Below are 24,134 nucleotides of genomic sequence, written 5' to 3'. Positions count from 1 at the left end.
TCCTTAGAGTACTTCTGGTGCCAGAGAGATAATTTTCATGAACTTTTCAGTACGAAGTTCACGAGTTACCGGCCCAAAGATACGCGTGCCGATAGGCTGCTCGCTGTTATTGTTTAAAATAACGCATGCATTACCATCGAAGCGAATGACAGAACCGTCAGGGCGACGAACACCCTTCCTGGTGCGCACCACTACCGCTTTCAGCACATCACCTTTTTTGACCTTACCACGTGGAATTGCTTCCTTGATGGTGATCTTGATGATGTCGCCTACGCCTGCGTAGCGACGGTGCGAGCCACCCAGAACCTTGATACACATTACGCGACGTGCACCGGAGTTGTCGGCGACGTTCAGCATAGTCTGTTCTTGGATCATTTCAGTGCTCCGCTAATGTCAACTACTACCTGAGACTCTAAAATCAGAGCCGTTAAAAAGCCCCATATCGAGGGCGCGGCATTATAACACCGCTTCTGCAATATGGGTAGAAAAAATAAACGGCTCATTGCTGAGCCGTTTATTCGTATCGAGAAGGCTACTCTATTACAGAACCGCTTTCTCTACAACGCGAACCAGCGTCCAGGACTTAGTCTTGGACAGTGGACGGCATTCACGGATTTCAACCTTGTCGCCGATACCACATTCGTTGTTCTCGTCATGTACGTGCAGTTTGGTCGTACGCTTGATGAATTTACCGTAGATCGGGTGTTTCACAATACGTTCGATAGCTACAACGATGGATTTCTCCATTTTGTCGCTAACAACACGACCTTGCAGAGTACGGATTTTATCGGTCATTACGCACCCGCCTTCTGAGTCAGTAAAGTCTTAACGCGTGCAACATCACGACGAACCTGCTTCAGCAGGTGAGTCTGTTGCAGCTGGCCACTTGCAGCCTGCATACGCAGGTTGAACTGCTCACGCAGCAGGTTCAGCAGCTCAGCGTTCAGCTCTTCTACGCTTTTTTCACGCAGCTCATTTGCTTTCATTACATCACCGTCTTAGTTACAAAGGTGGTTTTGATAGGCAGTTTCGCTGCTGCCAGGCCGAAGGCTTCACGGGCCAGCTCTTCCGGAACACCGTCCATTTCATACAGGACTTTGCCCGGTTGGATCAAGGCAACCCAGTACTCCACGTTACCTTTACCTTTACCCATACGAACTTCCAGCGGCTTCTCGGTAATTGGTTTGTCCGGGAATACACGGATCCAAATTTTACCTTGACGCTTAACTGCACGGGTCATAGCACGACGTGCTGCTTCGATCTGACGTGCAGTCAGACGACCACGGCCAACAGCTTTCAGACCGAAAGTGCCGAAGCTAACATCCGTACCCTGCGCCAGACCACGGTTGCGGCCTTTGTGCACTTTACGGAATTTTGTACGCTTTGGTTGTAACATCAGCGACGCTCCTTATTTACGGCCTTTACGCTGCTGCTTTTTAGGTTGAGCAGCCGGTTTTTCCGGTTGTTCAACAGCAGCCATACCACCCAGGATCTCACCTTTGAAGATCCATACCTTAACGCCGATTACACCGTAAGTGGTGTGCGCTTCAGAGGTGTTGTAGTCGATGTCAGCACGCAGAGTGTGCAGCGGTACGCGACCTTCGCGGTACCATTCGGTACGTGCGATTTCCGCGCCGCCCAGACGGCCGCTAACTTCAACTTTGATACCTTTAGCGCCCAGACGCATTGCGTTCTGTACAGCACGCTTCATAGCACGACGGAACATAACGCGACGTTCCAGCTGTGAAGTGATGCTGTCAGCAACCAATTTAGCGTCCAGTTCAGGCTTACGAACTTCAGCGATATTGATCTGTGCAGGAACGCCAGCGATATCCGCTACGACCTTGCGCAGTTTTTCTACGTCTTCGCCTTTCTTACCGATAACGATGCCAGGACGAGCGGTGTGAATGGTCACACGGATGCTCTTAGCTGGACGCTCGATAACGATACGAGATACAGACGCTTTAGCCAGTTCCTTAGTCAGGTACTGACGTACTTTAAAATCGCTGTCCAGGTTGTCAGCGAATTCTTTGGTGTTCGCAAACCAGGTTGAGTTCCATGGTTTTACAATACCCAGGCGAATACCATTAGGATGTACTTTCTGACCCATTGCTAGTCTCCAGAGTCTCAGCGATCGGACACAACCACAGTAATGTGGCTGGTGCGCTTCAGGATGCGATCTGCACGACCTTTCGCACGCGGCATAATGCGCTTCATGCTTGGGCCTTCGTCTACGAAGATTTTCGCGACTTTCAGATCGTCAATGTCAGCGCCATCGTTGTGTTCAGCGTTAGCAATGGCAGATTCCAGTACCTTCTTAACCAATACCGCAGCTTTCTTGTTGGTATAGGTCAGGATGTCCAGGGCCTGCGACACTTTCTTACCGCGAATCAGGTCAGCAACAAGGCGAACCTTCTGAGCAGAAGAACGAGCATGGCGATGTTGAGCTAAAGTTTCCATCTCTTCCTCCTACCTTATTTCTTCTTCGCTTTTTTATCAGCAGCATGGCCGCGATAAGTACGAGTCGGTGCGAATTCACCCAGTTTGTGACCGACCATTTCGTCGGAAACAAAGACTGGAACGTGCTGACGACCATTATGGACAGCGATGGTCAAACCGATCATGTTAGGAAAGATCGTTGAACGACGGGACCAAGTGCGCAGGGGCTTCTTGTCTCCGCTTTCCACCGCTTTCTCTACCTTCTTCAGCAAGTGCAGGTCAATAAAAGGACCTTTCTTGAGAGAACGTGGCATGGCTTATCCTCTAATATTATTTGCTACGGCGACGTACGATAAATTTATCAGTACGCTTGTTGCTGCGGGTCTTCTTACCTTTGGTCTGAACGCCCCACGGAGTTACCGGGTGCTTACCAAAGTTACGACCTTCACCACCACCATGTGGGTGGTCGACTGGGTTCATCGCAGTACCGCGAACGGTAGGACGAACACCACGCCAGCGTGCAGCACCTGCTTTACCCAGAACGCGCAGCATATGCTCAGCATTGCCAACTTCGCCCAGGGTAGCGCGGCAGTCTGCTTCGACTTTACGCATTTCACCAGAACGCAGACGCAGAGTGACATAAGCACCATCGCGCGCAACGATCTGAACGTAAGTACCAGCGGAACGTGCCAGCTGACCGCCTTTACCTGGTTTCATTTCTACGTTATGAACGGTAGAACCAACCGGGATATTGCGCATCGGCAGGGTGTTACCTGCTTTGATTGCAGCATCAACGCCAGACTGAATCTGGTCGCCAGCTTTCAGGCCTTTAGGGGCCAGAATGTAACGGCGCTCACCATCTTTGTACAGAACCAGCGCGATGTTCGCGGAACGGTTCGGATCGTACTCAAGACGCTCAACAACAGCTGGGATACCGTCTTTGTTGCGTTTAAAGTCAACAATACGGTAAGCCTGCTTGTGACCACCACCGATGTGACGAGTGGTGATACGGCCATTGTTGTTACGACCACCGGATTTGCTGTTTTTTTCAACCAGCGGAGCAAAAGGTTTGCCCTTGTGCAGCTCTGGGTTGACCACTTTAACGACGTGGCGACGACCCGGAGATGTCGGTTTACATTTAACAACTGCCATTGTATTACTCCTCCGACTTACTCAGCGCCGCCAACGAAGTCCAGGTTCTGGCCTTCTTTCAGGGTGACGTAAGCTTTTTTCCAGTCGCTACGACGACCGATACGCTGTCCGTGACGTTTAACTTTCCCTTTAACTACCAGGGTGTTAACGACTTCGACTTCGACTTCAAACAGTTTCTGCACAGCAGCTTTGATTTCTGCTTTGGTCGCGTCTTTAGCAACTTTGAGAACGATGGTGTTTGTTTTTTCCATCGCAGCAGACGCTTTTTCAGAAACGTGCGGTGCACGAAGCACCTTCAGCAGACGTTCTTCACGAATCATGCCAGCATCTCCTCAACTTGCTTAACAGCATCAGCAGTCATTACGACTTTGTCGAAGGCGATCAGGCTAACCGGGTCGATACCAGTCGCATCGCGTACGTCAACCTTGTGCAGGTTACGTGCGGCCAGGAACAGGTTCTCGTCCAGCTCACCGGTGATGATCAGCACATCTTCCAGAGCCATGTCTTTCAGTTTCTGTGCCAGCAGCTTAGTTTTAGGCGCTTCTACAGAGAAAGATTCGACAACGATCAGACGATCCTGACGTACCAGCTCGGACAGGATGCTTTTCAGCGCGCCGCGGTACATCTTTTTGTTAACTTTTTGACTGTGGTCCTGCGGGCGAGCAGCGAAGGTCACGCCACCGGAACGCCAGATCGGGCTCTTAATAGAACCTGAACGCGCACGGCCGGTACCTTTCTGGCGCCACGGCTTTTTGCCGGAACCAGTTACTTCAGCACGAGTCTTCTGAGCACGAGTACCCTGACGAGCACCAGCTGCATAAGCAACAACAACCTGGTGAACCAGCGCTTCGTTGAAATCACGACCGAAGGTAGTTTCGGAAACAGTCAGCGCGCTCTGCGCGTCTTTCAATACTAATTCCATTGCTATCCCCTTACGCCTTCACAGCTGGTTTAACGATCAGGTCGCTACCGGTTGCACCCGGAACTGCACCTTTAACCAGCAGCAGGTTGCGCTCAGCGTCAACACGTACTACGTCCAGGCTCTGAACGGTCACACGTTCGTTACCCAGCTGACCTGCCATTTTCTTGCCTTTGAACACTTTGCCCGGAGTCTGGTTCTGACCGATAGAACCCGGAACGCGGTGGGACAAGGAGTTACCGTGCGTGGCATCCTGAGTACGGAAGTTCCAACGCTTAACGGTACCAGCAAAACCTTTACCTTTAGAGGTACCGGTTACGTCAACTTTTTTAACTTCTGCAAACAGCTCAACGCTAATGTCCTGACCTACGGTGAACTCTTCGCCTTCAGCAAGACGGAATTCCCACAGACCACGGCCAGCTTCAACGCCAGCTTTAGCGAAGTGACCCGCTTCCGGTTTGGTTACACGGTTAGCTTTTTTAGCACCAGTGGTAACCTGAACGGCACGGTAGCCATCGTTAGCCAGGTCTTTAACCTGAGTAACGCGGTTTGCTTCAACTTCGATTACGGTTACTGGGATAGATACGCCATCTTCAGTGAAGATGCGGGTCATGCCCACTTTTTTACCGACTAAACCAATCATTGTATCAACCTCTCAATCGCTCGATGACCTGATTAACCCAGGCTGATCTGCACGTCTACACCGGCAGCCAGATCCAGACGCATCAGAGCATCAACGGTTTTCTCGGTTGGCTCAACGATGTCAACCAGACGCTTGTGAGTGCGGATTTCGTACTGATCACGCGCGTCTTTGTTAACGTGCGGAGAGATCAGAACGGTAAAGCGCTCTTTGCGGGTCGGCAGCGGGATCGGACCACGGACTTGCGCACCAGTGCGCTTAGCAGTCTCGACGATTTCCGCGGTTGATTGATCGATCAGACGATGATCAAACGCTTTAAGACGGATACGGATTCTTTGGTTCTGCATGAGACCAGAGCTCCAATTATTTTATAAACGAAAATGATTACTACTCAAACCCATTACGATTGATGGGAGAGTGTAACCGTTCTTACGTAGCCCCCCAATTGGGAGCATTGTTAGGCAACGAAAAACAGTGTTGCCTGGGTTCAGATTGAACCAGCTGTCAATTACGACAAGCCCGCGCATTATACGTAAATCTGGGCAGGACGCAAGCCCCGTTTAGGAAATAGACGGCACTGTTCAGTTTTGCGTGGTGGCTCGTAATTATTTTGTGATATTGCGGCGGCATGCCGATAGTCGGGAAGGCTTTACGCAGAGTTTTGTTTTGCGGTTTGTTTAACCTTACGGATTGAGTGGAGTATGGCCGCACACATTATATAGAGGCCATGAACGATGCTCACCACCCTCCCCTTCCTGTTTGTCTACCTGGTTTTAACCTGTTTATTAGTCCGAGAGGATATTCGTTCGCATCTGCTTCCGGACAAATACCTCTGTCCCCTTCTCTGGGCAGGTCTGCTGTATCACCTCTGTCTTCATCCTGATGTAGCCCCCTGAAACACCAGACAGTAGCTGTATCTCCAGATAAGAGATAGGCTTGAATATATGTCTAACACTAACGCCAATTTTGAGATGACCGGGATCCTGTTAGGACAAGAAGTCCGTAAACGTAAAACTCCTCAGGAGAAGATCGCCATTATCCAGCAGACGATGGAGCCGGGCATGAATGTCTCCCATGTCGCCCGCCTGCATGGCATCCAGCCCAGCCTGCTGTTTAAGTGGAAGAAGCAATATCAGGAAGGCAGCCTCACCGCCGTTGCGGCCGGAGAAGAAGTTGTTCCAGCTTCTGAGCTTACTGCTGCTCTGAAGCAGGTCCGGGAGCTTCAGCGCCTGCTGGGCAAGAAGACGATGGAAGTTGAGATCCTGAAAGAAGCCGTGGAGTACGCTCAGTCGCGAAAATGGATAGCGCACGCGCCCTTGTTGCCAAAGGACGGGGAATAGCCCTGGTCAGCCGCACCATGGGCGTGTCGCGTGCGCAGCTGTCACTGCGAATTAACCGTTCTGCCGACTGGCAGGACAGGCGCTGTAACCGGCGTGATGACGAAGCAGACGCTGAAATACTGTCAGAGATCCTCGATATCATCAGCGATATGCCCAGTTACGGCTATCGCCGTGTGTGGGGCATCCTGCGTACGCAACGTCGTACAGAGGGACTGCCCCCGTGAACGCCAAACGGCTTTACCGGCTTATGAGCGAGCATAATCTGCTGTTACTGCATGACAAACCAGAGCGGTCGAAGCGTGAACATAAGGGCAAAAATCGCGGTGGCAGAAAGCGATATGCGCTGGTGTTCAGATGGCTTCGAGTTCGGCTGCGACAACGGTGAGAAGCTGCGGGTCACGTTCGCGCTGGACTGCTGCGACAGAGAAGCCATAGACTGGGCAGCGAGCACAGGGAGGCTACGACAGTTCGACGGTGCAGGATGTGATGCTGAGGTCGGTGGAAAAGCGCTTCGGCGACGGGCTGCCGACCACACCGGTTCAATGGCTGACGGATAACGGTTCAGCATATACCGCGCATGAAACGCGGAGGTTCGCCAGAGAGCTGAATCTGGAGCCGTGTACAACAGCGGTGAGCAGCCCGCAGAGCAATGGCATGGCCGAACGGTTCGTGAAGACGATGAAGGAAGACTATATCGCGTTCATGGCAAAACCAGATGTGAGAACAGCCCTGCGAAACCTTGCAGCAGCGTTCACACATTACAATGAAAACCACCCGCACAGCGCGCTGGGATATCACTCCCCGAGGGAATATCGGCGGCAGCGGACATCGTTAACTTAAGATACAAAAGCTGTCCGGAGATGGCGGGTCAAGATCACCTCTGTCTTCATCCCGATTTCCTGACAAGTGCAGTCTTAGGTGCGATCGCGGGATATGCCGGCTTCGCGATTATTTATTGGGCTTATAAATTGATACGCAAACGAGAAGGGCTGGGATACGGTGACGTGAAATATCTGGGAGCGCTGGGCGCATGGCATGGCTGGTGTGTGCTTCCTGCTCTGGCATTATCGGCAGCCCTGCTGGCGACACTGTATCTTTTGATACTATCTCTGTGTAAACCCCGGGAACAGATATTAAAAAACCCGCTGCCTTTTGGACCTTTCATGGCGGCAGCAGGTTTGATGACAGGTGGAGAAAGCCTGGTCAGCTTTCCACTTTAATCTGCGACTGGAGGTAATTTTGCAGGCCGATTTTACCGATAAGATCCAGCTCAGTTTCGAGCCAGTCGATGTGCCCTTCTTCATCGGCCAGGATCTGAATCATCATATCGCGGCTGACGTAATCGTGAACGCTATCCGCATAAGCGATAGCTTCACGAAGATCTTTTGCTCCATCAAGTTCCAGCGCCAGATCGGATCGCAGCATCTCTTCGACGTCTTCACCGATACCCAGCTTGCCGAGATCCTGCAGGTTGGGGATCCCCTCAAGAAACAAAATACGCTCAATGTACTTATCGGCGTGTTTCATTTCATCAATGGATTCATGGTATTCAACATCGTTGAGGCGAGTCAGGCCCCAGTTTTTGAACATTCTCGCGTGGAGAAAGTATTGATTGATTGCGACAAGCTCATTTCCCAATAATTTATTGAGATAACTTATGATTTTAATATCACCTTTCATTTTAGTCCCTCCGCTTCCACTTATTGAAGCGTAGATGGGGCTACAGGGATGTCAAAAAAAAGAACGAGCCTCAGGCAATCTCTTTGAATTCCGGGATCTGCATCAATTCGTCCTGCATGATCTCACGGGCAGCGCGAACGCACTTACCGCATTGATTTCCCACTGGAACAAACTTACGCAGCTGCTGAAAAGATTGTGGTTGAAACTGGCGAACGGCCTGACGAATTTTTTTATCACTCACACCATTACATAAGCAAACGTACATAACCACTCCCGTTCAAAATATGCGCAAAGTGTAAGTGAGAATAATTATGATTACAATAGCACAAGCGCTCAGATACGGGGCGGGGGCCAACAAAAAATGCGAAAATTTGTGACAGGGAGAAGCGCCAGACAACAAAAAAGGACGCCGAAGCGTCCTTTTTAATTCAGGGATAATTAATTAGCCCAGAACTTTAGCAACAACACCCGCGCCAACGGTACGGCCGCCTTCGCGGATTGCGAAGCGCAGACCATCGTCCATTGCGATTGGGTGGATCAGGGTAACAACCATTTTGATGTTGTCGCCTGGCATTACCATCTCAACGCCTTCTGGCAGTTCGATGGTACCGGTCACGTCAGTAGTACGGAAGTAGAACTGTGGACGGTAGCCTTTGAAGAACGGAGTATGACGGCCGCCTTCGTCTTTGGACAGGATGTACACTTCAGATTCGAACTTGGTGTGCGGCTTGATGGAGCCTGGCTTAGCCAGAACCTGACCACGTTCGATTTCTTCACGTTTGATACCACGCAGCAGAACACCAACGTTCTCACCGGCACGGCCTTCGTCCAGCAGTTTGCGGAACATTTCAACGCCGGTACAGGTAGACTTGGCAGTCTCTTTGATACCAACGATTTCAACTTCTTCGCCAACTTTAACGATACCGCGCTCTACACGACCGGTAACAACGGTACCACGACCGGAGATGGAGAATACGTCTTCGATAGGCAGCAGGAACGGCTTGTCAATCGCACGCTCTGGCTCTGGGATGTAGGAATCCAGGTAGCCAGCCAGTTCGATGATTTTCTCTTCCCACTCTGCTTCGCCTTCCAGCGCTTTCAGCGCGGAACCGCGAACGATTGGGGTATCGTCGCCCGGGAAGTCGTACTGGGACAGGAGTTCACGAACTTCCATCTCAACCAGTTCCAGCAGCTCTTCGTCATCAACCATGTCGCATTTGTTCAGGAACACGATGATGAAAGGAACGCCTACCTGACGACCCAGCAGGATGTGCTCACGGGTCTGAGGCATAGGGCCGTCAGTCGCAGCAACAACCAGGATCGCGCCGTCCATCTGCGCAGCACCGGTGATCATGTTTTTAACATAGTCGGCGTGGCCCGGGCAGTCTACGTGTGCGTAGTGGCGAGTCGGGGTGTCATATTCAACGTGGGAAGTGTTGATGGTGATACCACGAGCTTTTTCTTCTGGTGCGTTATCGATCTGGTCGAAAGCACGAGCAGCACCGCCGTAGGTTTTTGCCAGAACGGTAGTGATTGCAGCAGTCAGGGTAGTTTTACCGTGGTCAACGTGGCCGATAGTACCAACGTTGACGTGCGGTTTTGTACGTTCAAATTTTTCTTTAGACACGGCTATATTCCTTACTATAGTGCTCTCCCCTTTGGAGAGAGCACGGGACTTAGGTTTTAATCCTGTGGATTATTTACCACGGGCTTCAATTACGGCCTGAGCAACGTTGTTCGGCGCATCATCATACTTCAGGAATTCCATGGTGTATGATGCACGACCTTTGGTCAGAGAACGCAGCTGAGTTGCATATCCGAACATTTCAGACAGCGGAACTTCAGCGTGGATCTTAACGCCAGTTACTTCAGATTCCTGACCACGCAGCATACCGCGACGACGGCTCAAGTCACCGATAACGTCACCGGTGTTCTCTTCAGGAGTTTCTACTTCAACCTTCATGATCGGCTCAAGCAGAACTGGTTTCGCTTTCTTAAAGCCTTCTTTAAAGGCGATAGAAGCAGCCAGTTTAAACGCCAGTTCAGAGGAGTCAACGTCATGGTAAGAACCGAAGTGCAGACGAACACCCATGTCTACTACCGGATAACCAGCCAGTGGACCAGACTTCAGCTGCTCCTGGATGCCTTTATCAACGGCAGGGATGTATTCGCCAGGAATCACACCACCTTTAATGTCGTTGATGAACTCGTAACCTTTAGGGTTAGAGCCCGGCTCCAGTGGGTACATGTCGATCACAACGTGACCATACTGACCACGACCACCAGACTGCTTAGCGTGTTTACCTTCAACATCGGAAACTTTCTGACGAATCGCTTCACGGTAAGCAACCTGAGGTTTACCTACGTTAGCTTCAACGTTGAATTCACGACGCATACGGTCAACGATGATGTCGAGGTGCAGTTCACCCATACCAGCGATGATGGTCTGGTTAGATTCTTCATCAGTCCATACGCGGAATGATGGGTCTTCTTTAGCCAGACGGCCCAGAGCCAGACCCATTTTTTCCTGGTCAGCTTTGGTTTTTGGTTCAACGGCGATAGAGATTACCGGCTCAGGGAACTCCATACGCTCCAGAATGATTGGGTGATCTGGGTTACACAGGGTGTCACCAGTAGTCACGTCTTTCAGACCGATAGCAGCAGCGATGTCGCCCGCACGAACTTCTTTGATCTCTTCACGTTTGTTCGCGTGCATCTGTACGATACGACCGAAACGCTCACGTGCAGATTTCACGGAGTTCAGGATGGTGTCACCGGAGTTAACCACACCAGAGTACACGCGGAAGAACGTCAGGTTACCTACGAACGGGTCGGTAGCGATTTTGAACGCCAGAGCAGCGAACGGCTCATCATCACTTGCGTGACGCTCAGCCGGCGTGTCTTTACCGTCGTCCAGGATACCGTTGATCGCAGGAACGTCTACCGGGGATGGCAGGTAGTCTACTACCGCATCCAGCATCGCCTGAACACCTTTGTTCTTGAACGCAGAACCACAGGTTACCAGGATGATTTCGTTGTTCAGAACGCGCTGACGCAGAGCTTTTTTGATCTCTTCTTCAGTCAGTTCTTCACCACCCAGGTATTTTTCCATCAGCTCTTCTGAAGCTTCCGCTGCGGACTCGATCAGGTTCTGGTGCCATTCGTCAGCCAGGTCCTGCATGTCTGCTGGGATATCTTCGTAGGTGAAGGTAACGCCTGCGTCTTCTTCGTTCCAGTTGATGGCTTTCATTTTCACCAGGTCGATAACGCCGGTGAAGCCTTCTTCAGCACCAATTGCCAGCTGCAGCGGAACAGGGTTCGCGCCCAGACGGGATTTGATCTGACCAACAACTTTCAGGAAGTTAGCACCCATACGGTCCATTTTGTTAACGAACGCGATGCGTGGAACTTTATATTTGTTTGCCTGACGCCATACGGTTTCAGACTGCGGCTGAACACCACCAACTGCGCAGTAAACCATTACCGCACCATCAAGAACACGCATGGAACGTTCTACTTCGATTGTGAAGTCAACGTGCCCCGGGGTGTCGATGATGTTTACGCGATGCGGTTCATACTGCTTAGCCATACCAGACCAGAATGCAGTAGTCGCTGCGGAGGTAATGGTAATACCACGCTCCTGCTCCTGCTCCATCCAGTCCATGGTAGCGGCGCCGTCATGAACTTCACCGATTTTATGGTTTACACCGGTGTAGAACAGAATACGTTCGGTGGTAGTGGTTTTACCGGCGTCGATGTGCGCACTGATACCAATGTTACGGTAGCGTGCGATGGGTGTTGTACGAGCCATTTGATTCCTCGTTTATCTTTTTAGGCGTTCAGTTAAGTAACCCAAAGCGGGCTGCTTCGCTGAAGCGCCCGCCTGGTGACTAAGACTCCGAAGGGATTACCAACGGTAGTGTGCGAACGCCTTGTTGGCTTCTGCCATACGGTGAACGTCTTCACGTTTCTTAACTGCAGTACCTTTGTTGTCTGCAGCATCAGAAAGTTCGTTCGCCAGACGCAGAGCCATGGATTTATCACCGCGTTTACGAGCAGCTTCAACGATCCAACGCATTGCCAGAGCATTACGACGAACCGGACGAACTTCAACTGGAACCTGATAAGTAGAACCACCAACGCGGCGGGACTTAACTTCTACAGTTGGGCGAACGTTGTCGAGAGCGACTTCGAAAGCTTCCAGTTCATTTTTACCAGAACGCTGAGCCAGGGTCTCAAGCGCGCTGTATACGATTGCTTCTGCAGTAGATTTTTTACCATCTACCATCAGGATATTTACAAATTTTGCCAGCAGTTCTGATCCGAATTTCGGATCTGGAAGAATTTTACGCTGACCAATGACGCGACGACGTGGCATGGGAATACTCCGTTGTTAATTCAGGATTGTCCAAAACTCTAAGAGTTTAGTATGACATTAAGATAAATCAGTTTGGCCTTACTTAACGGAGAACCATTAAGCCTTAGGACGTTTCACGCCATACTTGGAGCGAGATTGCTTACGGTCTTTAACGCCGGAGCAGTCAAGCGCACCACGAACGGTGTGGTAACGAACACCCGGAAGGTCTTTTACACGACCGCCACGGATCAGGATCACGGAGTGCTCCTGCAGGTTGTGACCTTCACCACCGATGTAGGAAGTCACTTCAAAACCGTTAGTCAAACGCACACGGCATACTTTACGCAGTGCGGAGTTTGGTTTCTTAGGAGTGGTGGTATATACACGAGTACATACGCCACGTTTCTGCGGGCAGGCTTCCAACGCTGGCACGTTGCTTTTTGCAACTTTGCGAGCGCGTGGTTTGCGTACCAGCTGGTTAACTGTTGCCATTAAATAGCTCCTGGTTTTAGCTTTTGCTTCGTAAACACGTAATAAAACGCCCTCATACAATATGAGGACGCGAAATTTTAGGGCTACGTCGAAAAGGTGTCAAGAAATATACAGCGATCTCGCATCACCAGTTCATGTGACCGGTGTGCTGGACAGCCAGATTAACGAAATCAGTATAGCTAACCACGTTAATTTTGGTTGAAATTTGACCAGCAAGACCGCGGGCATCGATGTCATCTTTAAGCGCAGAGACAGAGATGGGGGCATTATTGAGAATATCAACAAAGCGGCTGCCTTCTACCGCCGCCAGGACCCCATCCTGGATCAACAGTAGAGCATCGCCTTCACGCACCATGCTTAACAGGCTTTCGATGTCACATTGCCAGGGAGAGTGGCTCAGGATATGGAGCATGACGGCCTCAGAATGTCAGGATAGTGTCGAAGTGGGAGAGATGTTCACGCAACACCTCCGGCACAACCACCGTGGCGTCGAGAACAAAAGGCGTGTTTTCACTCAAACCGCGCCTCTGCAGGGAGGCAGCACAGACGTAAAACGTCTCGATGTCATACAGCGGCAGGACTTTAAAGGTCGCGATGTAGTCGCGCGCCAGCACAGATTGCGGCTGTTGCCCGGTAAGCAGTTGAAACACACCGTCGCCAATAAAGAAAACACCGATCTCCTCAGTAAGCGCGGAGGTCGCCAGTAATGCATCCAGCCCTTCCCTTCCGGCGGCACTACCATGAGGCGCAGAGGTAAAGACAAAAGCAACGCGGTTCATCAGAATTGCACCATTCGGTCGCAGGTTAATGCAGCTTCTGCCAGCGCCCCGAGGCCGCTAAGTGAAAAGCCGTCATTAAGATTGGCGGCAGGCAGGCCCAGACGCTGCGCTTCGTTCGCATCGCTCACGCCGCGACGCAGCGCAGCCGCCACACAGATGTGCAGCGCAACGCCGTGCTGCTGGTTTAGCGATTGCCATGCACGCACCAGATCAAACTCATCAGAGGCGGGTGACGTGAGCTGGTTGGCGTTATAGACGCCTTCCCGATAAAAAAAGACGCTGACCAGTTCATGTCCTGCTGCAAGCAGCGCGCGCGCAAACTGCAACGCACTGCTGGCCTGCTGCGTACCGTAAGCCGGGCCTGTCACCATTAACGCAAAACGCATTACTTCTCATGCCCCAGGAAATCGCCGCTTTTGAACTGACGGATATAGAGATACACCGTATGTTTGGAAATATTGAGACGATCGGCTACCTGGTTAATCGCATCTTTGATATCGAAAATGCCTTTTTCATAAAGGTTAAGCACGATCTGGCGGTTCTTGGCATTGTTAGACACATTGCGATCGGCATTCACCTCTTCGATGGTGAACTCCAGCGTCTGGGTGACAAGGTCTTCAACCGAGGAGGCAAAGTTAACGGAGGATCCGACATCCGGGGTTTCTGGCGGAATGAAGGTGTTCATGATCTGGGAGAACGGTACATCGAGGTTCATGTTGATGCACAGCAAACCAATCACCCGATGGTCGCGGTTGCGGATAGCAATCGTCACGGACTTCATCAGGACACCGCTCTTCGCGCGGGTGAAATAACATTTTGAGACGCTGCTGTCCGCGCCGGTCATGTCGTGCAGCATACGCAGTGCAAGGTCGGTGATTGGCGAGCCAATTTTACGGCCAGTATGCTCACCATTGGCAATGCGGATGGCAGAACATTTCAGATCTTGCAGGGAGTGCAATACGATTTCGCAGTGGGACCCAATGAGCATCGCTAACCCGTCCACTACCGCTTCGTAGGATTTCAGAATATCGAAATCGGTCTGATCGAAAGGACGTTGATCCAGCAGATCAAGTTCGCTGGTTTCGTTGGTTAAAAGCGACCTGGTCATGAAAAAAACACTCCTTTTCAGGAGCCTGTCGGTAGGTTTTCAGGGCAGGCTCATTATTTACACGGGCAACTAAATTAATACAGCGTAGGTAGCGCTTCCAGTGTTAATTATATCTGCACCATAATAAAAAAACCGCCGCTTCAGAGGCGGCGGTTGTTACCGATTTACTTCTTGGTGGCTTCAGCAGGCGCTTCTGACTTCGCGTCCGCCTTGGCATCCGCTTTTGGCGCTGGCTTGATATCCAGCAGCTCTACGTCAAATACCAGCGTGGAGTTAGCCGGGATACCCGGGACGCCAGTTTTGCCGTAGGCCAGATCCGGTGGGATGACCAGCTTGATTTTACCGCCTTTCTTGATGTTCTTCAGGCCTTCAGTCCAGCCAGGGATAACACCGTCCAGACGGAAGGAGAGCGGCTCACCACGGGTGTAAGAGTTATCGAACTCTTTACCGTCGGTCAGGGTACCTTTGTAGTTTACGACGACGGTATCGCTGTCTTTCGGTGCGTCGCCGGTACCTTCTTTCTCTACTTTATAGACCAGGCCAGTAGAAGAGGTTTTAGCGCCTTTCTCTTTAGCGAAAGCTTCACGGTAGGTTTTGCCTTTCGTTTCGTTTTCAGCCGCGTCTTTCTCCATCTTCTCCTGCGCTGCGCCTTTCACGCGCGCTTCGAAAGCCTGCAGAGTTTGCTCGATTTCCTGGTCTGACAGTTTGCTCTTATCAGCAAACGCATCCTGAACACCGGCGATCAGTTGAGTCTGATCCAGTTTAATGCCCAGTTTTTCTTGCTCTTTCAGAGAGTTTTCCATGTAACGGCCCAGAGATGCGCCCAGCGCATAGGCTGACTTCTGGTCGTCATTTTTGAACGCCGCAGAACTGTCAGCTGCCGCAGCAGGCTTCGCCGCGGTATCGGCAGCGAAAGTCAGCGGCGCATGCAGAGCGACAGCCATCGTGGTCGCCAGCAGCGTTACTTTAAACAGTGATTTCATCCATTTCTCCAGGGCCGGGGACTCTCACCCCGTATTAAGCGTAAATGAGAAGCGTACTATAAAACGTTGAGGAACAAATCTACAGGTAGACACCCCTGATTAGCACCACATTTCAGACTATTTTTGTTTAAATTAGTTTCGCAGCAAGGGGATGTTTACTGCGCGCGCGGATAATCTCGGGTAAAATCCGCCGCCGCCAGCCCCGAACGGGGTAAACGAGACCAACGAGGTGAATCATGCAGAATACAGATATGGAAGCACGACTGGCTGAGCTTGAAAGCCGCCTGGCTTTTCAGGAGATCACCATCGATGAGCTGAACCAGACCGTGACGGCCCACGAGCTGGAGATGGCAAAGCTGCGGGATCTGCTGCGTCTGTTAACCGAAAAAGTAAAAGCGTCGCAGTCATCGCACATTGCGTCGCAGTCGGAAGAGACGCCACCGCCCCATTATTGAGACGTAAAAAAAGCGGGATATTCCCGCTTTTTTTGAGCCTGAAGCTTAGTGGCAACCGCAGCCGCCATTACCGCAACCGCCTTTACCGTGGTCGTGACCATGGTCGTGATCGTGGCCGTGACCACCGCAGCAGCCGTCGTGACCATGATCGTGATCGTGGTCATGACCGTGCGCACCGTGAACGTGGCCGTGAGCCAGCTCTTCTTCAGTGGCTTCGCGGATAGCAACCACTTCAACGTTGAACTTGAGGTTCTGGCCAGCCAGCATGTGGTTACCATCAACCACAACGTGGTCATCTTCAACTTCAGTGATTTCTACTGGAACCGGGCCCTGGTCGGTTTCCGCCAGGAAGCGCATGCCAACCTGCAGTTCGTCAACGCCCATGAACACGTCTTTAGGAACGCGCTGCACCAGGTTGTCATCGTACTGACCGTAAGCGTCGTTTGCGCCTACAGCAACGTCAAATTTGTCGCCAACTTCGTGACCGTCCAGCGCGTTTTCCAGACCGGAAATCAGGGAACCGTGACCGTGCAGGTAGTCCAGCGGCGCACTCACCGGAGACTCATCAACCAACACACCGTCTTCTGTACGTACCTGATAGGCCAGGCTGACCACCAGGTCTTTTGCTACTTTCATGATATCTCCTGAGCGTGGGAAAATTGCTGGCGCAGATTGTAACGGAAATCTGCACCCGTGTACCCTTTAGCTTAAAAAAACTCAGGGCATATCGCTAGTCCGGATGAAAAATCCCGATCACTTGCTCTTCCTTGCGAACATGCTCGCGAGCCTCTTTGTCCGCTTCACGCATCTGGTGCCCGCACTTAACACACTCAACAATATCGATATTGTTCTCTCGCCACATGGCGAGGGAATCCTGCGCCTGGCAGGCCGGGCATTTCGCACCGGCGATAAAGCGTTTACGTACCGCCATTCTCTACCTCGTTATTCAAATTCATCCCAGCCGTCCAGCTGTCGACGCTCCTGCTGCATCTCACGCTGGAAGATCTCTTCCAGCTCGCGGCGCGCTTCCCGTACCCGGGAAATTTGCACCGTATCGGTATGCACCGGCATCAACTCGCGCAGCATCATCATATCCAGACGGCGAAAGTGTAACTGCGCGCGCTGGGCCTGATGCGGATGCATACCCAGCGTCACTAACGTTTTGCGCCCCAGCTCCAGCGCACTGGAGAAGGTCTCGCGGGTGAATTGCTTCACCCCGGCCTGAAGCAGTTCATGCGCCTCTACACGCCCGCGCGCTCGCGCCAGGATGTGCAGATGGGGAAAATGCTGCTGGCAGATCTGCACCAGCTTCATGGTGTCTTCCGGCTCGTTACAGGTGATGACGATCGACTCCGCCGCCTCTGCGCCAGCAGAGCGCAGCAGTTCGACCTGGGTGGCATCACCGTAATAGACTTTGTAACCGTACTTTCGCATCAGGTTAACCGCGCTGATATCGCGCTCCAGCACCGTCACACGCTTTTTGTTCGCCATCAGCAGGCGGCCAATTACCTGACCAAAACGTCCGAAGCCCACCACAATCACCTGCGGTTTGTCATCGTCCACCCAGGGCGCTTCATGCTCATCGTCAGCAGCATTAATACGGCGCGACAGGCGTTTATCAATCAGCTTCATCAGCAGCGGCGTGGTCATCATCGACAGCGTGACGGTCACCAGCAGCAACGCCATCTGATCATGCTGAAACAATCTCTGGGACGATGCTGTGGAGAAGAGCACAAAAGCGAACTCTCCCCCCTGACTCAGCACCCCGGCGAGCTGCGCGCGCTCCGGGTGCCGCAGGCCGTATACCCGCGCCAGCCCGTACAGCACCAGCATTTTAACGGCGATCAGCACCGCCACGCCCAGCACCACGGCCAGGATATGGGTATAAAGCACGCCCAGGTTCAACGCCATACCGACCGAGATAAAGAACAGCCCTAACAGCAGCCCTTTAAACGGATCGATGGCGATCTCCAGCTCATGCCGGTACTCGCTCTCCGCCAGCAGTACGCCGGCAATAAAGGTTCCCAGCGCCATCGACAGCCCCAGCGCATCCATAAACAGCGCCGAGCCTAACACCAGCAGCAGCGTGGCCGCGGTAAACACCTCCCGTACCCCGGACGCCGCAATAAAGCGGAACACCGGACGCAGCAGATAGCGCCCGCCCACCAGCATGCCGGCAAAGGCCAGCACCTTCATGCCGATTTTCATCCAGTCGAAATGTTCGTCGCCTGAGCCCGCCAACAGCGGAACCAGGGCCAGCGCCGGGATCACCGCCAGATCCTGAAACAGCAGCACGGAGAAACCCAGTTGCCCCGCCTCATTACGGTTCATGCCCTTATCGCGCATCAGCTGCAGGGCCATCGCGGTGGAGGACATCGCCAGCCCGATCCCGCCCACTACCGCCGCCTGCCATGAGAAATGGTCCAGCATCAGCAGCCCACCAAGGATCACCGCGCTACCGATCACCTGTGCGGCGCCCACGCCGAAGATGGAGCGCCGTAGCTGCCAGAGCTTCGCCGGATTCAGCTCCAGGCCGATAATAAACATCAGAAAGACGACGCCCAGCTCCGAGAAGTGCAGGATTTCGTCCACATCACTGATAAATCCCAGCCCCCAGGGGCCAATGGCGATACCCGCCAGCAGATAGCCGAGCACCGCGCCAATACCCAGTCGCGCAGCCAGCGGCACCGCCACCACGGCGGCGAGCAGAAACAGCACTCCCGCCAGTAACAGATCGGAACCTTCCATCAGCGGCCTCCCGTCAGATTGGGTGCAGCCAGCCAGGCGCCGTAGGCTTTGGCATGGCTGGCCAGCTCATCCTGATGCTGCCGACGCGCCCAGTAGATAACGATCGGACTCAGCCAGTGCATGCGACACATGGCCGCCGTCAGCTCGAACGGGCGCAGGATATCGTTCATTGAGTAGCGGTTAAGCCCATCGTGGCGATACGCGCTCTCCGGCTCGCCGGTAGTAATGACGTTCCGCCAGTACTTTCCCGCCAGCTGGTTTCCTCCCGGGCCACTGGCAAAGCCGCGGCTCAGCACGCGGTCCAGCCACTCTTTCAGCAGCGCCGGGCAGCTGTAGGTATAAAGCGGATGCTGGAACACGATGACGTCGTGCTGGCGCAGCAGCTCCTGCTCATGAGGGATGTCGATAAAAAAATCGGGGTAGTGCGCGTAGAGATCGTGCACCGTCACATTACTGAGCTGTAATGCCGGCTGGAGCAAAACCCGGTTGGCGACCGAGTCCTGCGACTCCGGATGGGCATACAGCAGCAGCACTTTTGCTGTCTGGGACATCATTCCTCTCCCGGGTCGTCATCACTGTTATTTTGGGCTACCATGGCACACCCACGCGGCGCGTGGCGGCACATTTAACCTGATTATAATGACAACTTAACATAGTCGGAACATACGGCGCTCTATGATTGTTTTCTCCTCATTACAAATTCGTCGCGGCGTACGCGTCCTGCTGGACAACGCTACAGCCACCATTAACCCGGGCCAGAAAGTGGGCCTGGTGGGCAAAAACGGCTGCGGTAAATCCACGTTACTGTCATTGCTGAAAAACGAGATCGGTGCCGACGGCGGTAACTTTACCTACCCTGGCAACTGGCAGCTGGCCTGGGTAAACCAGGAGACGCCTGCCCTGAGCGTACCGGCGATGGACTATGTTATTGACGGCGACCGGGAGTACCGCAGGCTGGAAGCCGAACTGCACGCCGCCAACGAACGTAACGACGGCCACGCGATTGCCACCGTCCACGGCAAACTCGACGCTATCGACGCCTGGACCATCCGCTCCCGCGCCTCCACGCTTCTGCACGGGCTGGGTTTCAGCAATGAACAGCTGGAACGTCCGGTCAGCGACTTCTCCGGTGGCTGGCGTATGCGTCTCAACCTGGCCCAGGCGCTGATCTGCCGCTCCGATCTGCTCCTCCTTGATGAACCGACTAACCACCTCGATCTCGATGCCGTTATCTGGCTGGAGAAGTGGCTGAAAAGCTATCAGGGCACTCTGATTCTGATTTCGCACGACCGTGACTTCCTCGACCCGGTGGTGGACAAAATTATTCATATCGAACAGGAATCGATGTTCGAATATACCGGCAACTACAGCTCCTTTGAGCGCCAGCGCGCGGTGCGTCTCTCCCAACAGCAGGCGATGTACGAAAGCCAGCAGCAGCGGGTGGCGCATCTGCAGAGCTTTGTCGATCGCTTCAAGGCCAAGGCCTCCAAAGCCAAGCAGGCCCAGAGCCGCATCAAGATGCTGGAACGGATGGAGATGATTGCCCCGGCACACGTCGACAACCCGTTCCACTTCAGCTTCCGCGCCCCGGAAAGCCTGCCCAATCCACTGCTGAAAATGGAAAAGGTCAGCGCCGGCTATGGTGACCGCATCATTCTCGACTCGATTAAGCTCAACCTGGTTCCGGGCTCCCGTATCGGTCTGCTCGGGCGCAACGGTGCCGGTAAATCGACCCTGATTAAGCTGCTGGCGGGCGAGCTGGCGCCGGTCCGCGGGGATATCGGTCTGGCGAAGGGCATCAAGCTGGGCTATTTCGCCCAGCATCAGCTGGAATTTTTACGCGCGGATGAATCGCCGTTGCAGCACCTGGCGCGTCTGGCCCCGCAGGAGATGGAGCAGAAGCTGCGGGATTACCTGGGCGGCTTCGGCTTCCAGGGCGATAAAGTGACCGAGAAGACCGAGCGCTTCTCCGGCGGCGAAAAAGCCCGTCTGGTGCTGGCGCTTATCGTCTGGCAGCGCCCGAATCTGCTGCTGCTCGATGAACCAACTAACCACCTGGATCTGGACATGCGCCAGGCCCTGACCGAAGCGCTGATTGAGTTTGAAGGCGCGCTGGTTGTCGTTTCGCACGATCGTCACCTGATCCGCTCCACCACCGACGATCTCTACCTGGTACACGACAGTAAAGTTGAGCCTTTCGACGGCGATCTGGAAGATTATCAGCAGTGGCTGACGGACGTGCAGAAGCAGGAAAACCAGCCGGAAGAGGCAGCGAAAGAGAACGCCAACAGCGCCCAGGCGCGTAAAGACCAGAAGCGCCGCGACGCGGAACTGCGTACGCAAACCCAGCCGCTGCGTAAAGAGATCACCCGTCTGGAAAAAGAGATGGAGAAGCTCAACGCCACGCTTGCCACAGTTGAAGAGAAGCTGGGCGACAGCGGGCTGTATGACCAGACGCGTAAAGCCGAGCTAACCGAATGTCTGCAGGTGCAGGCCAAAACCAAATCCAGCCTTGAGGAGTGCGAGATGGCCTGGCTGGACGCACAGGAACAGCTCGAAGGGATGCTCCAGAGCGACTAACCCGGGAGAGGGGCAATGATACCGGACCTGACCAGCGAGATTACCTTCCGCAAACTTAGCATCTTCATGACCTTTATGGAGACGGGCAATATCGCCCGTGCCGCTGAGGTACTGAACCTCAGCGGGGTCAGCGTCCATCGTGCCCTGCACACCCTGGAAGAGAACGTCCGCTGCCCGCTGTTCACCCACAAAGGCCGGAATCTGATCGCCCTGCCCGCCGCCTGGACGCTGCTGGAATACTGCCAGGAGGTGATGCAGGTGATGGAGCGCGGACTGGAAGAGGCGCGTAAAACGGCTGGCATCGGCCAGGGCCGTCTGCGGGTAGGCACGCTCTACTCCCTGACGCTCGAAACGGTGCCGCAGTTGATTATGGGCATGAAGCTGCGTCGCCCGGATCTGGAGATGGATCTCACCATGGGATCCAACGACACCCTGCTGCATATGCTGGATGAAGGCTCGCTCGATGCCATTCTCATCTCAATCTCAGAAAGCGAAATTGACCGTAACAACCTCGAAGTGCTGCCCCTGTTCCACGATGATATTTGTCTTGCCGCCCCGGCCTCGGCGCAGCTCAATACCGACGAGCTGGCAGATCTACGCGACTATAAGGACCAGAAGTTTGTTGCTCTGGCTGAGGGCTTCGCCACCTACGCGGGCTTCCAGGAGGCGTTTCATATCGCCGGTTTCGAGCCGGAGATCGTCACCCGGGTAAACGATATTTTTTCGATGCTGAGTCTGGTGCAGGCGGGGGTGGGCTTTACGCTGATGCCGGGCAGGATGAAAAAGGTGTATGAAAACTCGGTACAGCTGTTAAAGCTGGCCCAGCCTTATCAAATGCAGCAGCTGATCGCCATCGTCTTTGCCCGCAACCGCGAGCAGGATCCGAGCCTGCGGGCGCTGGCGGCGGAAGGCCGCATGTACGCCCGCCGCCTTGAGCAGAACACTACGCCTTAAGACGCCGTGCGAGATGCACCGCGACGTCGATGCCGCTGCGCTCCAGAGAGACAGACTCCCCTTCCCAGGCCGCCTGACGAGCCAGACAGGTGAGCACACCGCCGGGTGGCATCTCAATCGCCAGCCGCGCTTCACGCTCGTTAGCGGCAATCACCGCCTCCTGCCAGCGCACCGTCCGGGCCATGTTCATGGCCAGGTCATCAGCTATTTTCTCAGGCTGCCAGAGCACGCGCCCGGTGCTGCCGCTCAGATAAGCGCAGCGGGGGCGAGAGAGCGTGACCCGGCTGAAGGCCGCGACCAGTTTTTGCGCCGGTTCAGCCAGCAGTTCGCAGTGCGACGGGACGCTTACCGTCAGACGGCGGGCTTTATTGGCCCCTTTCGCCAGCGCGCGTGCCGCCACTTCCGCCATGCCGTCATCGGCACCAGCGATCACAATCTGCGTCTCGGCATTCAGGTTGGCAATATAGGTGCCGGTGCCTTCCATCAGGGTTTCGACCTGCGCAAGGGTTAACCCCATAATCGCCGTCAGGCCGTAGCCCTGCGGATAAGCCTGCTCCATCAGATCGCCACGCAGGGCCACCAGCTTCAGGGCATCAGCAAAATCGAGTGCCCCGGAGATGACCGCCGCAGGGTATGCACCGATAGAGAGGCCGCTGACGATATCCGGCGCCACGCCGCGACGTGCCAGCTCACGCGCCCAGGCGACGCCCGCGATCAACAGCGCCAGCTGTACCGCGCGGGTGTGCTGTAGCGCCGCCGGGGAGTCCAGCGCGTCCACTTCACTGGCACCCAGCACTTCACGCGCCTGAGCCAGCTCGGTTCCCGGCAGGTTTTGCAGCATACCGGGATGCTGCGTCCCCTGACCTGGAAAGGTAAACAGGATCTTCATTGTTCCTCCCATGCCCAGGGGTTCGCCGTCAGGCGCGGCCCCCGGTCGGTTTTCAGCAACGTTTTTCCATCACGTAGCCATTCGTTGAGCGCAAAGCCGCCCAGCGGCGTCTCAACCTGGGTATCGGCCCGGCAGAGCGCCCCCTCAAGCTGTGACTGCCAGCTGAGTAACACCGTGCGCGAAAGCGGCTCCGGCGCGCGGATCAGCAGATCGAGATCGCTGTCGGCGTGGATCACCGCAATGCCGGTTGCAAGCGCATAGCCGGTGCTGCCGGTGATGCCCCATGTCCAGGGCCACGAGGTGCGGGAAAGCTGTACCGCCACCTGAACCGGTGGCTGAGTGATAAAGGGCGAGCGCAGCAGACTCTCTTCTGCGCTCAGCTGTTCGGGGGAGACGATACGGGCAATCTGGTGGGGGTTAACCCAGCCCGCCGCGCGCTGATCGCGCTTAAGGCCACGTACCCCGACCGGTATACGCCCGTTACCATCAACATCACGCCGCACCACTACCGGCAGCCCGGTATGCCAGGCCGTATCCACCCAGGACTCGTGGATATCCTCCAGCGCATCACGTGTGGTCAACCAGATTAAGTCGTGCGGGCGTAATGTTGTGGTCATGA

At 54.0% G+C, this 24,134-nt stretch carries 32 protein-coding genes and 3 pseudogenes; 6 read left to right on the top strand and 29 right to left on the bottom strand.

The window, feature by feature from the left end; translation table 11 throughout:
* Window positions 1–3: 3 nt before the first annotated feature.
* From rplN to rpsJ, 12 genes are all read right to left on the bottom strand, one after another.
* Window positions 4–375: a 50S ribosomal protein L14 gene (gene rplN / locus LRS40_RS08985; RefSeq protein ID WP_004160583.1), complete on the bottom strand. Its 372-nt coding sequence runs from the start codon at window positions 373–375 to the stop codon at window positions 4–6.
* Between the two features lie 165 nt (window positions 376–540).
* Window positions 541–795, bottom strand: coding sequence for a 30S ribosomal protein S17 (rpsQ, locus tag LRS40_RS08980; protein ID WP_008503489.1), 255 nt, complete (start codon window positions 793–795; stop codon window positions 541–543).
* Window positions 795–986, bottom strand: a complete 192-nt coding sequence (gene rpmC, locus LRS40_RS08975; protein ID WP_032614707.1) for a 50S ribosomal protein L29 — start codon at window positions 984–986, stop codon at window positions 795–797. Before rpmC ends, rpsQ begins: the two co-directional genes overlap by 1 nt.
* The gene (rplP, locus tag LRS40_RS08970) at window positions 986–1,396 is read right to left on the bottom strand and encodes a 50S ribosomal protein L16 (protein ID WP_002919759.1); all 411 of its coding nucleotides are present in this window, start codon (window positions 1,394–1,396) and stop codon (window positions 986–988) included. Before rplP ends, rpmC begins: the two co-directional genes overlap by 1 nt.
* 12 nt (window positions 1,397–1,408) lie before the next feature.
* Entirely contained in the window at window positions 1,409–2,110 is a 702-nt protein-coding gene (gene rpsC, locus LRS40_RS08965; RefSeq protein WP_000529945.1) for a 30S ribosomal protein S3, read from the bottom strand.
* A 17-nt stretch (window positions 2,111–2,127) separates the two neighbouring features.
* On the bottom strand, window positions 2,128–2,460 hold the full coding sequence (gene rplV / locus LRS40_RS08960; protein WP_002919773.1) for a 50S ribosomal protein L22: 333 nt from the start codon (window positions 2,458–2,460) through the stop codon (window positions 2,128–2,130).
* Window positions 2,461–2,474: 14 nt separating this feature from the next.
* Complete coding sequence (gene rpsS, locus LRS40_RS08955) at window positions 2,475–2,753, bottom strand: 30S ribosomal protein S19 (protein ID WP_001138115.1); 279 nt, start codon at window positions 2,751–2,753, stop codon at window positions 2,475–2,477.
* A 16-nt stretch (window positions 2,754–2,769) separates the two neighbouring features.
* Window positions 2,770–3,591 carry a 50S ribosomal protein L2 gene (gene rplB / locus LRS40_RS08950; protein WP_000301869.1) on the bottom strand — a complete coding sequence of 274 codons (822 nt, stop codon included), beginning with the start codon at window positions 3,589–3,591 and terminating at the stop codon, window positions 2,770–2,772.
* A 17-nt stretch (window positions 3,592–3,608) separates the two neighbouring features.
* Window positions 3,609–3,911: a 50S ribosomal protein L23 gene (gene rplW / locus LRS40_RS08945; RefSeq protein ID WP_004868363.1), complete on the bottom strand. Its 303-nt coding sequence runs from the start codon at window positions 3,909–3,911 to the stop codon at window positions 3,609–3,611.
* On the bottom strand, window positions 3,908–4,513 hold the full coding sequence (gene rplD / locus LRS40_RS08940; RefSeq protein ID WP_003031119.1) for a 50S ribosomal protein L4: 606 nt from the start codon (window positions 4,511–4,513) through the stop codon (window positions 3,908–3,910). Before rplD ends, rplW begins: the two co-directional genes overlap by 4 nt.
* 10 nt (window positions 4,514–4,523) lie before the next feature.
* Window positions 4,524–5,153 (bottom strand): 50S ribosomal protein L3, encoded by a 630-nt coding sequence (gene rplC / locus LRS40_RS08935; protein WP_016538466.1) that lies wholly within the window; start codon window positions 5,151–5,153, stop codon window positions 4,524–4,526.
* A gap of 32 nt (window positions 5,154–5,185) precedes the next feature.
* Window positions 5,186–5,497, bottom strand: coding sequence for a 30S ribosomal protein S10 (rpsJ, locus tag LRS40_RS08930; protein ID WP_001181005.1), 312 nt, complete (start codon window positions 5,495–5,497; stop codon window positions 5,186–5,188).
* A 387-nt stretch (window positions 5,498–5,884) separates the two neighbouring features.
* On the opposite strand from rpsJ, the pseudogene LRS40_RS08925 reads away from it, so the two are divergent.
* The 3 pseudogenes from LRS40_RS08925 to LRS40_RS08915 all read left to right on the top strand — a co-directional run.
* Window positions 5,885–6,043, top strand: a pseudogene (locus tag LRS40_RS08925) (prepilin peptidase); the annotation flags it as partial.
* A 78-nt stretch (window positions 6,044–6,121) separates the two neighbouring features.
* Window positions 6,122–7,330 (top strand): annotated as a pseudogene (locus tag LRS40_RS08920) (IS3 family transposase).
* Window positions 7,331–7,368: 38 nt separating this feature from the next.
* A pseudogene (locus LRS40_RS08915) lies at window positions 7,369–7,710 on the top strand (prepilin peptidase); the annotation flags it as partial.
* On the opposite strand, the gene bfr reads toward LRS40_RS08915, so the two are convergent.
* The 11 genes from bfr to fkpA form a co-directional block, all read right to left on the bottom strand.
* Entirely contained in the window at window positions 7,694–8,170 is a 477-nt protein-coding gene (bfr, locus tag LRS40_RS08910; RefSeq protein ID WP_142487331.1) for a bacterioferritin, read from the bottom strand. The pseudogene LRS40_RS08915 and the gene bfr sit on opposite strands and share 17 nt — an antisense overlap.
* Before the next feature lie 70 nt (window positions 8,171–8,240).
* Window positions 8,241–8,435 carry a bacterioferritin-associated ferredoxin gene (bfd, locus tag LRS40_RS08905; protein WP_003863268.1) on the bottom strand — a complete coding sequence of 65 codons (195 nt, stop codon included), beginning with the start codon at window positions 8,433–8,435 and terminating at the stop codon, window positions 8,241–8,243.
* A gap of 177 nt (window positions 8,436–8,612) precedes the next feature.
* A complete protein-coding gene (gene tuf / locus LRS40_RS08900; protein ID WP_142487332.1) occupies window positions 8,613–9,797 on the bottom strand; it encodes an elongation factor Tu in 1,185 nt (394 codons plus the stop codon).
* 69 nt (window positions 9,798–9,866) lie between these two features.
* A complete protein-coding gene (fusA, locus tag LRS40_RS08895) occupies window positions 9,867–11,981 on the bottom strand; it encodes an elongation factor G (RefSeq protein WP_142487333.1) in 2,115 nt (704 codons plus the stop codon).
* Window positions 11,982–12,077: 96 nt separating this feature from the next.
* Window positions 12,078–12,548 (bottom strand): 30S ribosomal protein S7, encoded by a 471-nt coding sequence (gene rpsG / locus LRS40_RS08890; protein WP_004106370.1) that lies wholly within the window; start codon window positions 12,546–12,548, stop codon window positions 12,078–12,080.
* A 96-nt stretch (window positions 12,549–12,644) separates the two neighbouring features.
* Window positions 12,645–13,019 (bottom strand): 30S ribosomal protein S12, encoded by a 375-nt coding sequence (rpsL, locus tag LRS40_RS08885; protein WP_003023654.1) that lies wholly within the window; start codon window positions 13,017–13,019, stop codon window positions 12,645–12,647.
* A gap of 124 nt (window positions 13,020–13,143) precedes the next feature.
* Window positions 13,144–13,431 (bottom strand): sulfurtransferase complex subunit TusB, encoded by a 288-nt coding sequence (gene tusB / locus LRS40_RS08880; RefSeq protein WP_231313550.1) that lies wholly within the window; start codon window positions 13,429–13,431, stop codon window positions 13,144–13,146.
* 7 nt (window positions 13,432–13,438) lie between these two features.
* Entirely contained in the window at window positions 13,439–13,798 is a 360-nt protein-coding gene (tusC, locus tag LRS40_RS08875; protein ID WP_231313549.1) for a sulfurtransferase complex subunit TusC, read from the bottom strand.
* A complete protein-coding gene (gene tusD / locus LRS40_RS08870; protein ID WP_142487336.1) occupies window positions 13,798–14,184 on the bottom strand; it encodes a sulfurtransferase complex subunit TusD in 387 nt (128 codons plus the stop codon). The genes tusC and tusD overlap by 1 nt, the downstream gene beginning before the upstream one ends.
* A complete protein-coding gene (locus tag LRS40_RS08865) occupies window positions 14,184–14,906 on the bottom strand; it encodes a transcriptional regulator (RefSeq protein ID WP_032614730.1) in 723 nt (240 codons plus the stop codon). Before LRS40_RS08865 ends, tusD begins: the two co-directional genes overlap by 1 nt.
* 164 nt (window positions 14,907–15,070) lie before the next feature.
* Entirely contained in the window at window positions 15,071–15,889 is an 819-nt protein-coding gene (gene fkpA, locus LRS40_RS08860; RefSeq protein ID WP_142487337.1) for an FKBP-type peptidyl-prolyl cis-trans isomerase, read from the bottom strand.
* 236 nt (window positions 15,890–16,125) lie between these two features.
* Here fkpA and LRS40_RS08855 point away from each other — a divergent pair, with 236 nt between their 5' ends.
* Window positions 16,126–16,344 carry a protein SlyX gene (locus LRS40_RS08855; protein ID WP_156264763.1) on the top strand — a complete coding sequence of 73 codons (219 nt, stop codon included), beginning with the start codon at window positions 16,126–16,128 and terminating at the stop codon, window positions 16,342–16,344.
* Between the two features lie 45 nt (window positions 16,345–16,389).
* Here the strand turns inward: LRS40_RS08855 and slyD are convergent, their stop codons facing one another.
* The 4 genes from slyD to kefG all read right to left on the bottom strand — a co-directional run bounded on the left by slyD (window position 16,390) and on the right by kefG (window position 19,646).
* Entirely contained in the window at window positions 16,390–16,980 is a 591-nt protein-coding gene (gene slyD / locus LRS40_RS08850; protein ID WP_142487339.1) for a peptidylprolyl isomerase, read from the bottom strand.
* A 94-nt stretch (window positions 16,981–17,074) separates the two neighbouring features.
* Window positions 17,075–17,275, bottom strand: a complete 201-nt coding sequence (locus LRS40_RS08845) for a YheV family putative zinc ribbon protein (RefSeq protein WP_039031545.1) — start codon at window positions 17,273–17,275, stop codon at window positions 17,075–17,077.
* A gap of 11 nt (window positions 17,276–17,286) precedes the next feature.
* Window positions 17,287–19,092, bottom strand: a complete 1,806-nt coding sequence (kefB, locus tag LRS40_RS08840; RefSeq protein WP_142487340.1) for a glutathione-regulated potassium-efflux system protein KefB — start codon at window positions 19,090–19,092, stop codon at window positions 17,287–17,289.
* On the bottom strand, window positions 19,092–19,646 hold the full coding sequence (gene kefG / locus LRS40_RS08835; RefSeq protein WP_142487341.1) for a glutathione-regulated potassium-efflux system ancillary protein KefG: 555 nt from the start codon (window positions 19,644–19,646) through the stop codon (window positions 19,092–19,094). Before kefG ends, kefB begins: the two co-directional genes overlap by 1 nt.
* Before the next feature lie 121 nt (window positions 19,647–19,767).
* Between kefG and LRS40_RS08830 the strand changes: the two genes are divergently transcribed.
* Window positions 19,768–21,672 carry an ABC transporter ATP-binding protein gene (locus LRS40_RS08830; RefSeq protein ID WP_231313548.1) on the top strand — a complete coding sequence of 635 codons (1,905 nt, stop codon included), beginning with the start codon at window positions 19,768–19,770 and terminating at the stop codon, window positions 21,670–21,672.
* A gap of 15 nt (window positions 21,673–21,687) precedes the next feature.
* Window positions 21,688–22,626 carry a LysR family transcriptional regulator gene (locus tag LRS40_RS08825; protein ID WP_142487343.1) on the top strand — a complete coding sequence of 313 codons (939 nt, stop codon included), beginning with the start codon at window positions 21,688–21,690 and terminating at the stop codon, window positions 22,624–22,626.
* On the opposite strand, the gene mdcH is transcribed toward LRS40_RS08825, so the two are convergent.
* Window positions 22,616–23,515, bottom strand: a complete 900-nt coding sequence (gene mdcH / locus LRS40_RS08820; protein WP_231313547.1) for a malonate decarboxylase subunit epsilon — start codon at window positions 23,513–23,515, stop codon at window positions 22,616–22,618. The two genes, LRS40_RS08825 and mdcH, sit on opposite strands and share 11 nt — an antisense overlap.
* Window positions 23,512–24,132, bottom strand: a complete 621-nt coding sequence (locus LRS40_RS08815; RefSeq protein ID WP_231313546.1) for a malonate decarboxylase holo-ACP synthase — start codon at window positions 24,130–24,132, stop codon at window positions 23,512–23,514. Before LRS40_RS08815 ends, mdcH begins: the two co-directional genes overlap by 4 nt.
* Between the last annotated feature and the right edge of the window lie 2 nt (window positions 24,133–24,134).

Source organism: Leclercia sp. G3L (assembly GCF_021117075.1).
Lineage (GTDB): Bacteria > Pseudomonadota > Gammaproteobacteria > Enterobacterales > Enterobacteriaceae > Enterobacter > Enterobacter adecarboxylatus_C.
This window is presented reverse-complemented; position numbering and strand designations above follow the sequence as displayed.

Coding starts and splice junctions, on each gene's coding strand:
- rplN (WP_004160583.1), bottom strand. CDS start 375: ATGATCCAAGAACAGACTATGCTGAACGTCGCCGACAACTCCGGTGCA.
- rpsQ (WP_008503489.1), bottom strand. CDS start 795: ATGACCGATAAAATCCGTACTCTGCAAGGTCGTGTTGTTAGCGACAAA.
- rpmC (WP_032614707.1), bottom strand. CDS start 986: ATGAAAGCAAATGAGCTGCGTGAAAAAAGCGTAGAAGAGCTGAACGCT.
- rplP (WP_002919759.1), bottom strand. CDS start 1,396: ATGTTACAACCAAAGCGTACAAAATTCCGTAAAGTGCACAAAGGCCGC.
- rpsC (WP_000529945.1), bottom strand. CDS start 2,110: ATGGGTCAGAAAGTACATCCTAATGGTATTCGCCTGGGTATTGTAAAA.
- rplV (WP_002919773.1), bottom strand. CDS start 2,460: ATGGAAACTTTAGCTCAACATCGCCATGCTCGTTCTTCTGCTCAGAAG.
- rpsS (WP_001138115.1), bottom strand. CDS start 2,753: ATGCCACGTTCTCTCAAGAAAGGTCCTTTTATTGACCTGCACTTGCTG.
- rplB (WP_000301869.1), bottom strand. CDS start 3,591: ATGGCAGTTGTTAAATGTAAACCGACATCTCCGGGTCGTCGCCACGTC.
- rplW (WP_004868363.1), bottom strand. CDS start 3,911: ATGATTCGTGAAGAACGTCTGCTGAAGGTGCTTCGTGCACCGCACGTT.
- rplD (WP_003031119.1), bottom strand. CDS start 4,513: ATGGAATTAGTATTGAAAGACGCGCAGAGCGCGCTGACTGTTTCCGAA.
- rplC (WP_016538466.1), bottom strand. CDS start 5,153: ATGATTGGTTTAGTCGGTAAAAAAGTGGGCATGACCCGCATCTTCACT.
- rpsJ (WP_001181005.1), bottom strand. CDS start 5,497: ATGCAGAACCAAAGAATCCGTATCCGTCTTAAAGCGTTTGATCATCGT.
- bfr (WP_142487331.1), bottom strand. CDS start 8,170: ATGAAAGGTGATATTAAAATCATAAGTTATCTCAATAAATTATTGGGA.
- bfd (WP_003863268.1), bottom strand. CDS start 8,435: ATGTACGTTTGCTTATGTAATGGTGTGAGTGATAAAAAAATTCGTCAG.
- fusA (WP_142487333.1), bottom strand. CDS start 11,981: ATGGCTCGTACAACACCCATCGCACGCTACCGTAACATTGGTATCAGT.
- rpsG (WP_004106370.1), bottom strand. CDS start 12,548: ATGCCACGTCGTCGCGTCATTGGTCAGCGTAAAATTCTTCCAGATCCG.
- rpsL (WP_003023654.1), bottom strand. CDS start 13,019: ATGGCAACAGTTAACCAGCTGGTACGCAAACCACGCGCTCGCAAAGTT.
- tusB (WP_231313550.1), bottom strand. CDS start 13,431: ATGCTCCATATCCTGAGCCACTCTCCCTGGCAATGTGACATCGAAAGC.
- tusC (WP_231313549.1), bottom strand. CDS start 13,798: ATGAACCGCGTTGCTTTTGTCTTTACCTCTGCGCCTCATGGTAGTGCC.
- tusD (WP_142487336.1), bottom strand. CDS start 14,184: ATGCGTTTTGCGTTAATGGTGACAGGCCCGGCTTACGGTACGCAGCAG.
- LRS40_RS08865 (WP_032614730.1), bottom strand. CDS start 14,906: ATGACCAGGTCGCTTTTAACCAACGAAACCAGCGAACTTGATCTGCTG.
- fkpA (WP_142487337.1), bottom strand. CDS start 15,889: ATGAAATCACTGTTTAAAGTAACGCTGCTGGCGACCACGATGGCTGTC.
- LRS40_RS08855 (WP_156264763.1), top strand. CDS start 16,126: ATGCAGAATACAGATATGGAAGCACGACTGGCTGAGCTTGAAAGCCGC.
- slyD (WP_142487339.1), bottom strand. CDS start 16,980: ATGAAAGTAGCAAAAGACCTGGTGGTCAGCCTGGCCTATCAGGTACGT.
- LRS40_RS08845 (WP_039031545.1), bottom strand. CDS start 17,275: ATGGCGGTACGTAAACGCTTTATCGCCGGTGCGAAATGCCCGGCCTGC.
- kefB (WP_142487340.1), bottom strand. CDS start 19,092: ATGGAAGGTTCCGATCTGTTACTGGCGGGAGTGCTGTTTCTGCTCGCC.
- kefG (WP_142487341.1), bottom strand. CDS start 19,646: ATGATGTCCCAGACAGCAAAAGTGCTGCTGCTGTATGCCCATCCGGAG.
- LRS40_RS08830 (WP_231313548.1), top strand. CDS start 19,768: ATGATTGTTTTCTCCTCATTACAAATTCGTCGCGGCGTACGCGTCCTG.
- LRS40_RS08825 (WP_142487343.1), top strand. CDS start 21,688: ATGATACCGGACCTGACCAGCGAGATTACCTTCCGCAAACTTAGCATC.
- mdcH (WP_231313547.1), bottom strand. CDS start 23,515: ATGAAGATCCTGTTTACCTTTCCAGGTCAGGGGACGCAGCATCCCGGT.
- LRS40_RS08815 (WP_231313546.1), bottom strand. CDS start 24,132: ATGACCACAACATTACGCCCGCACGACTTAATCTGGTTGACCACACGT.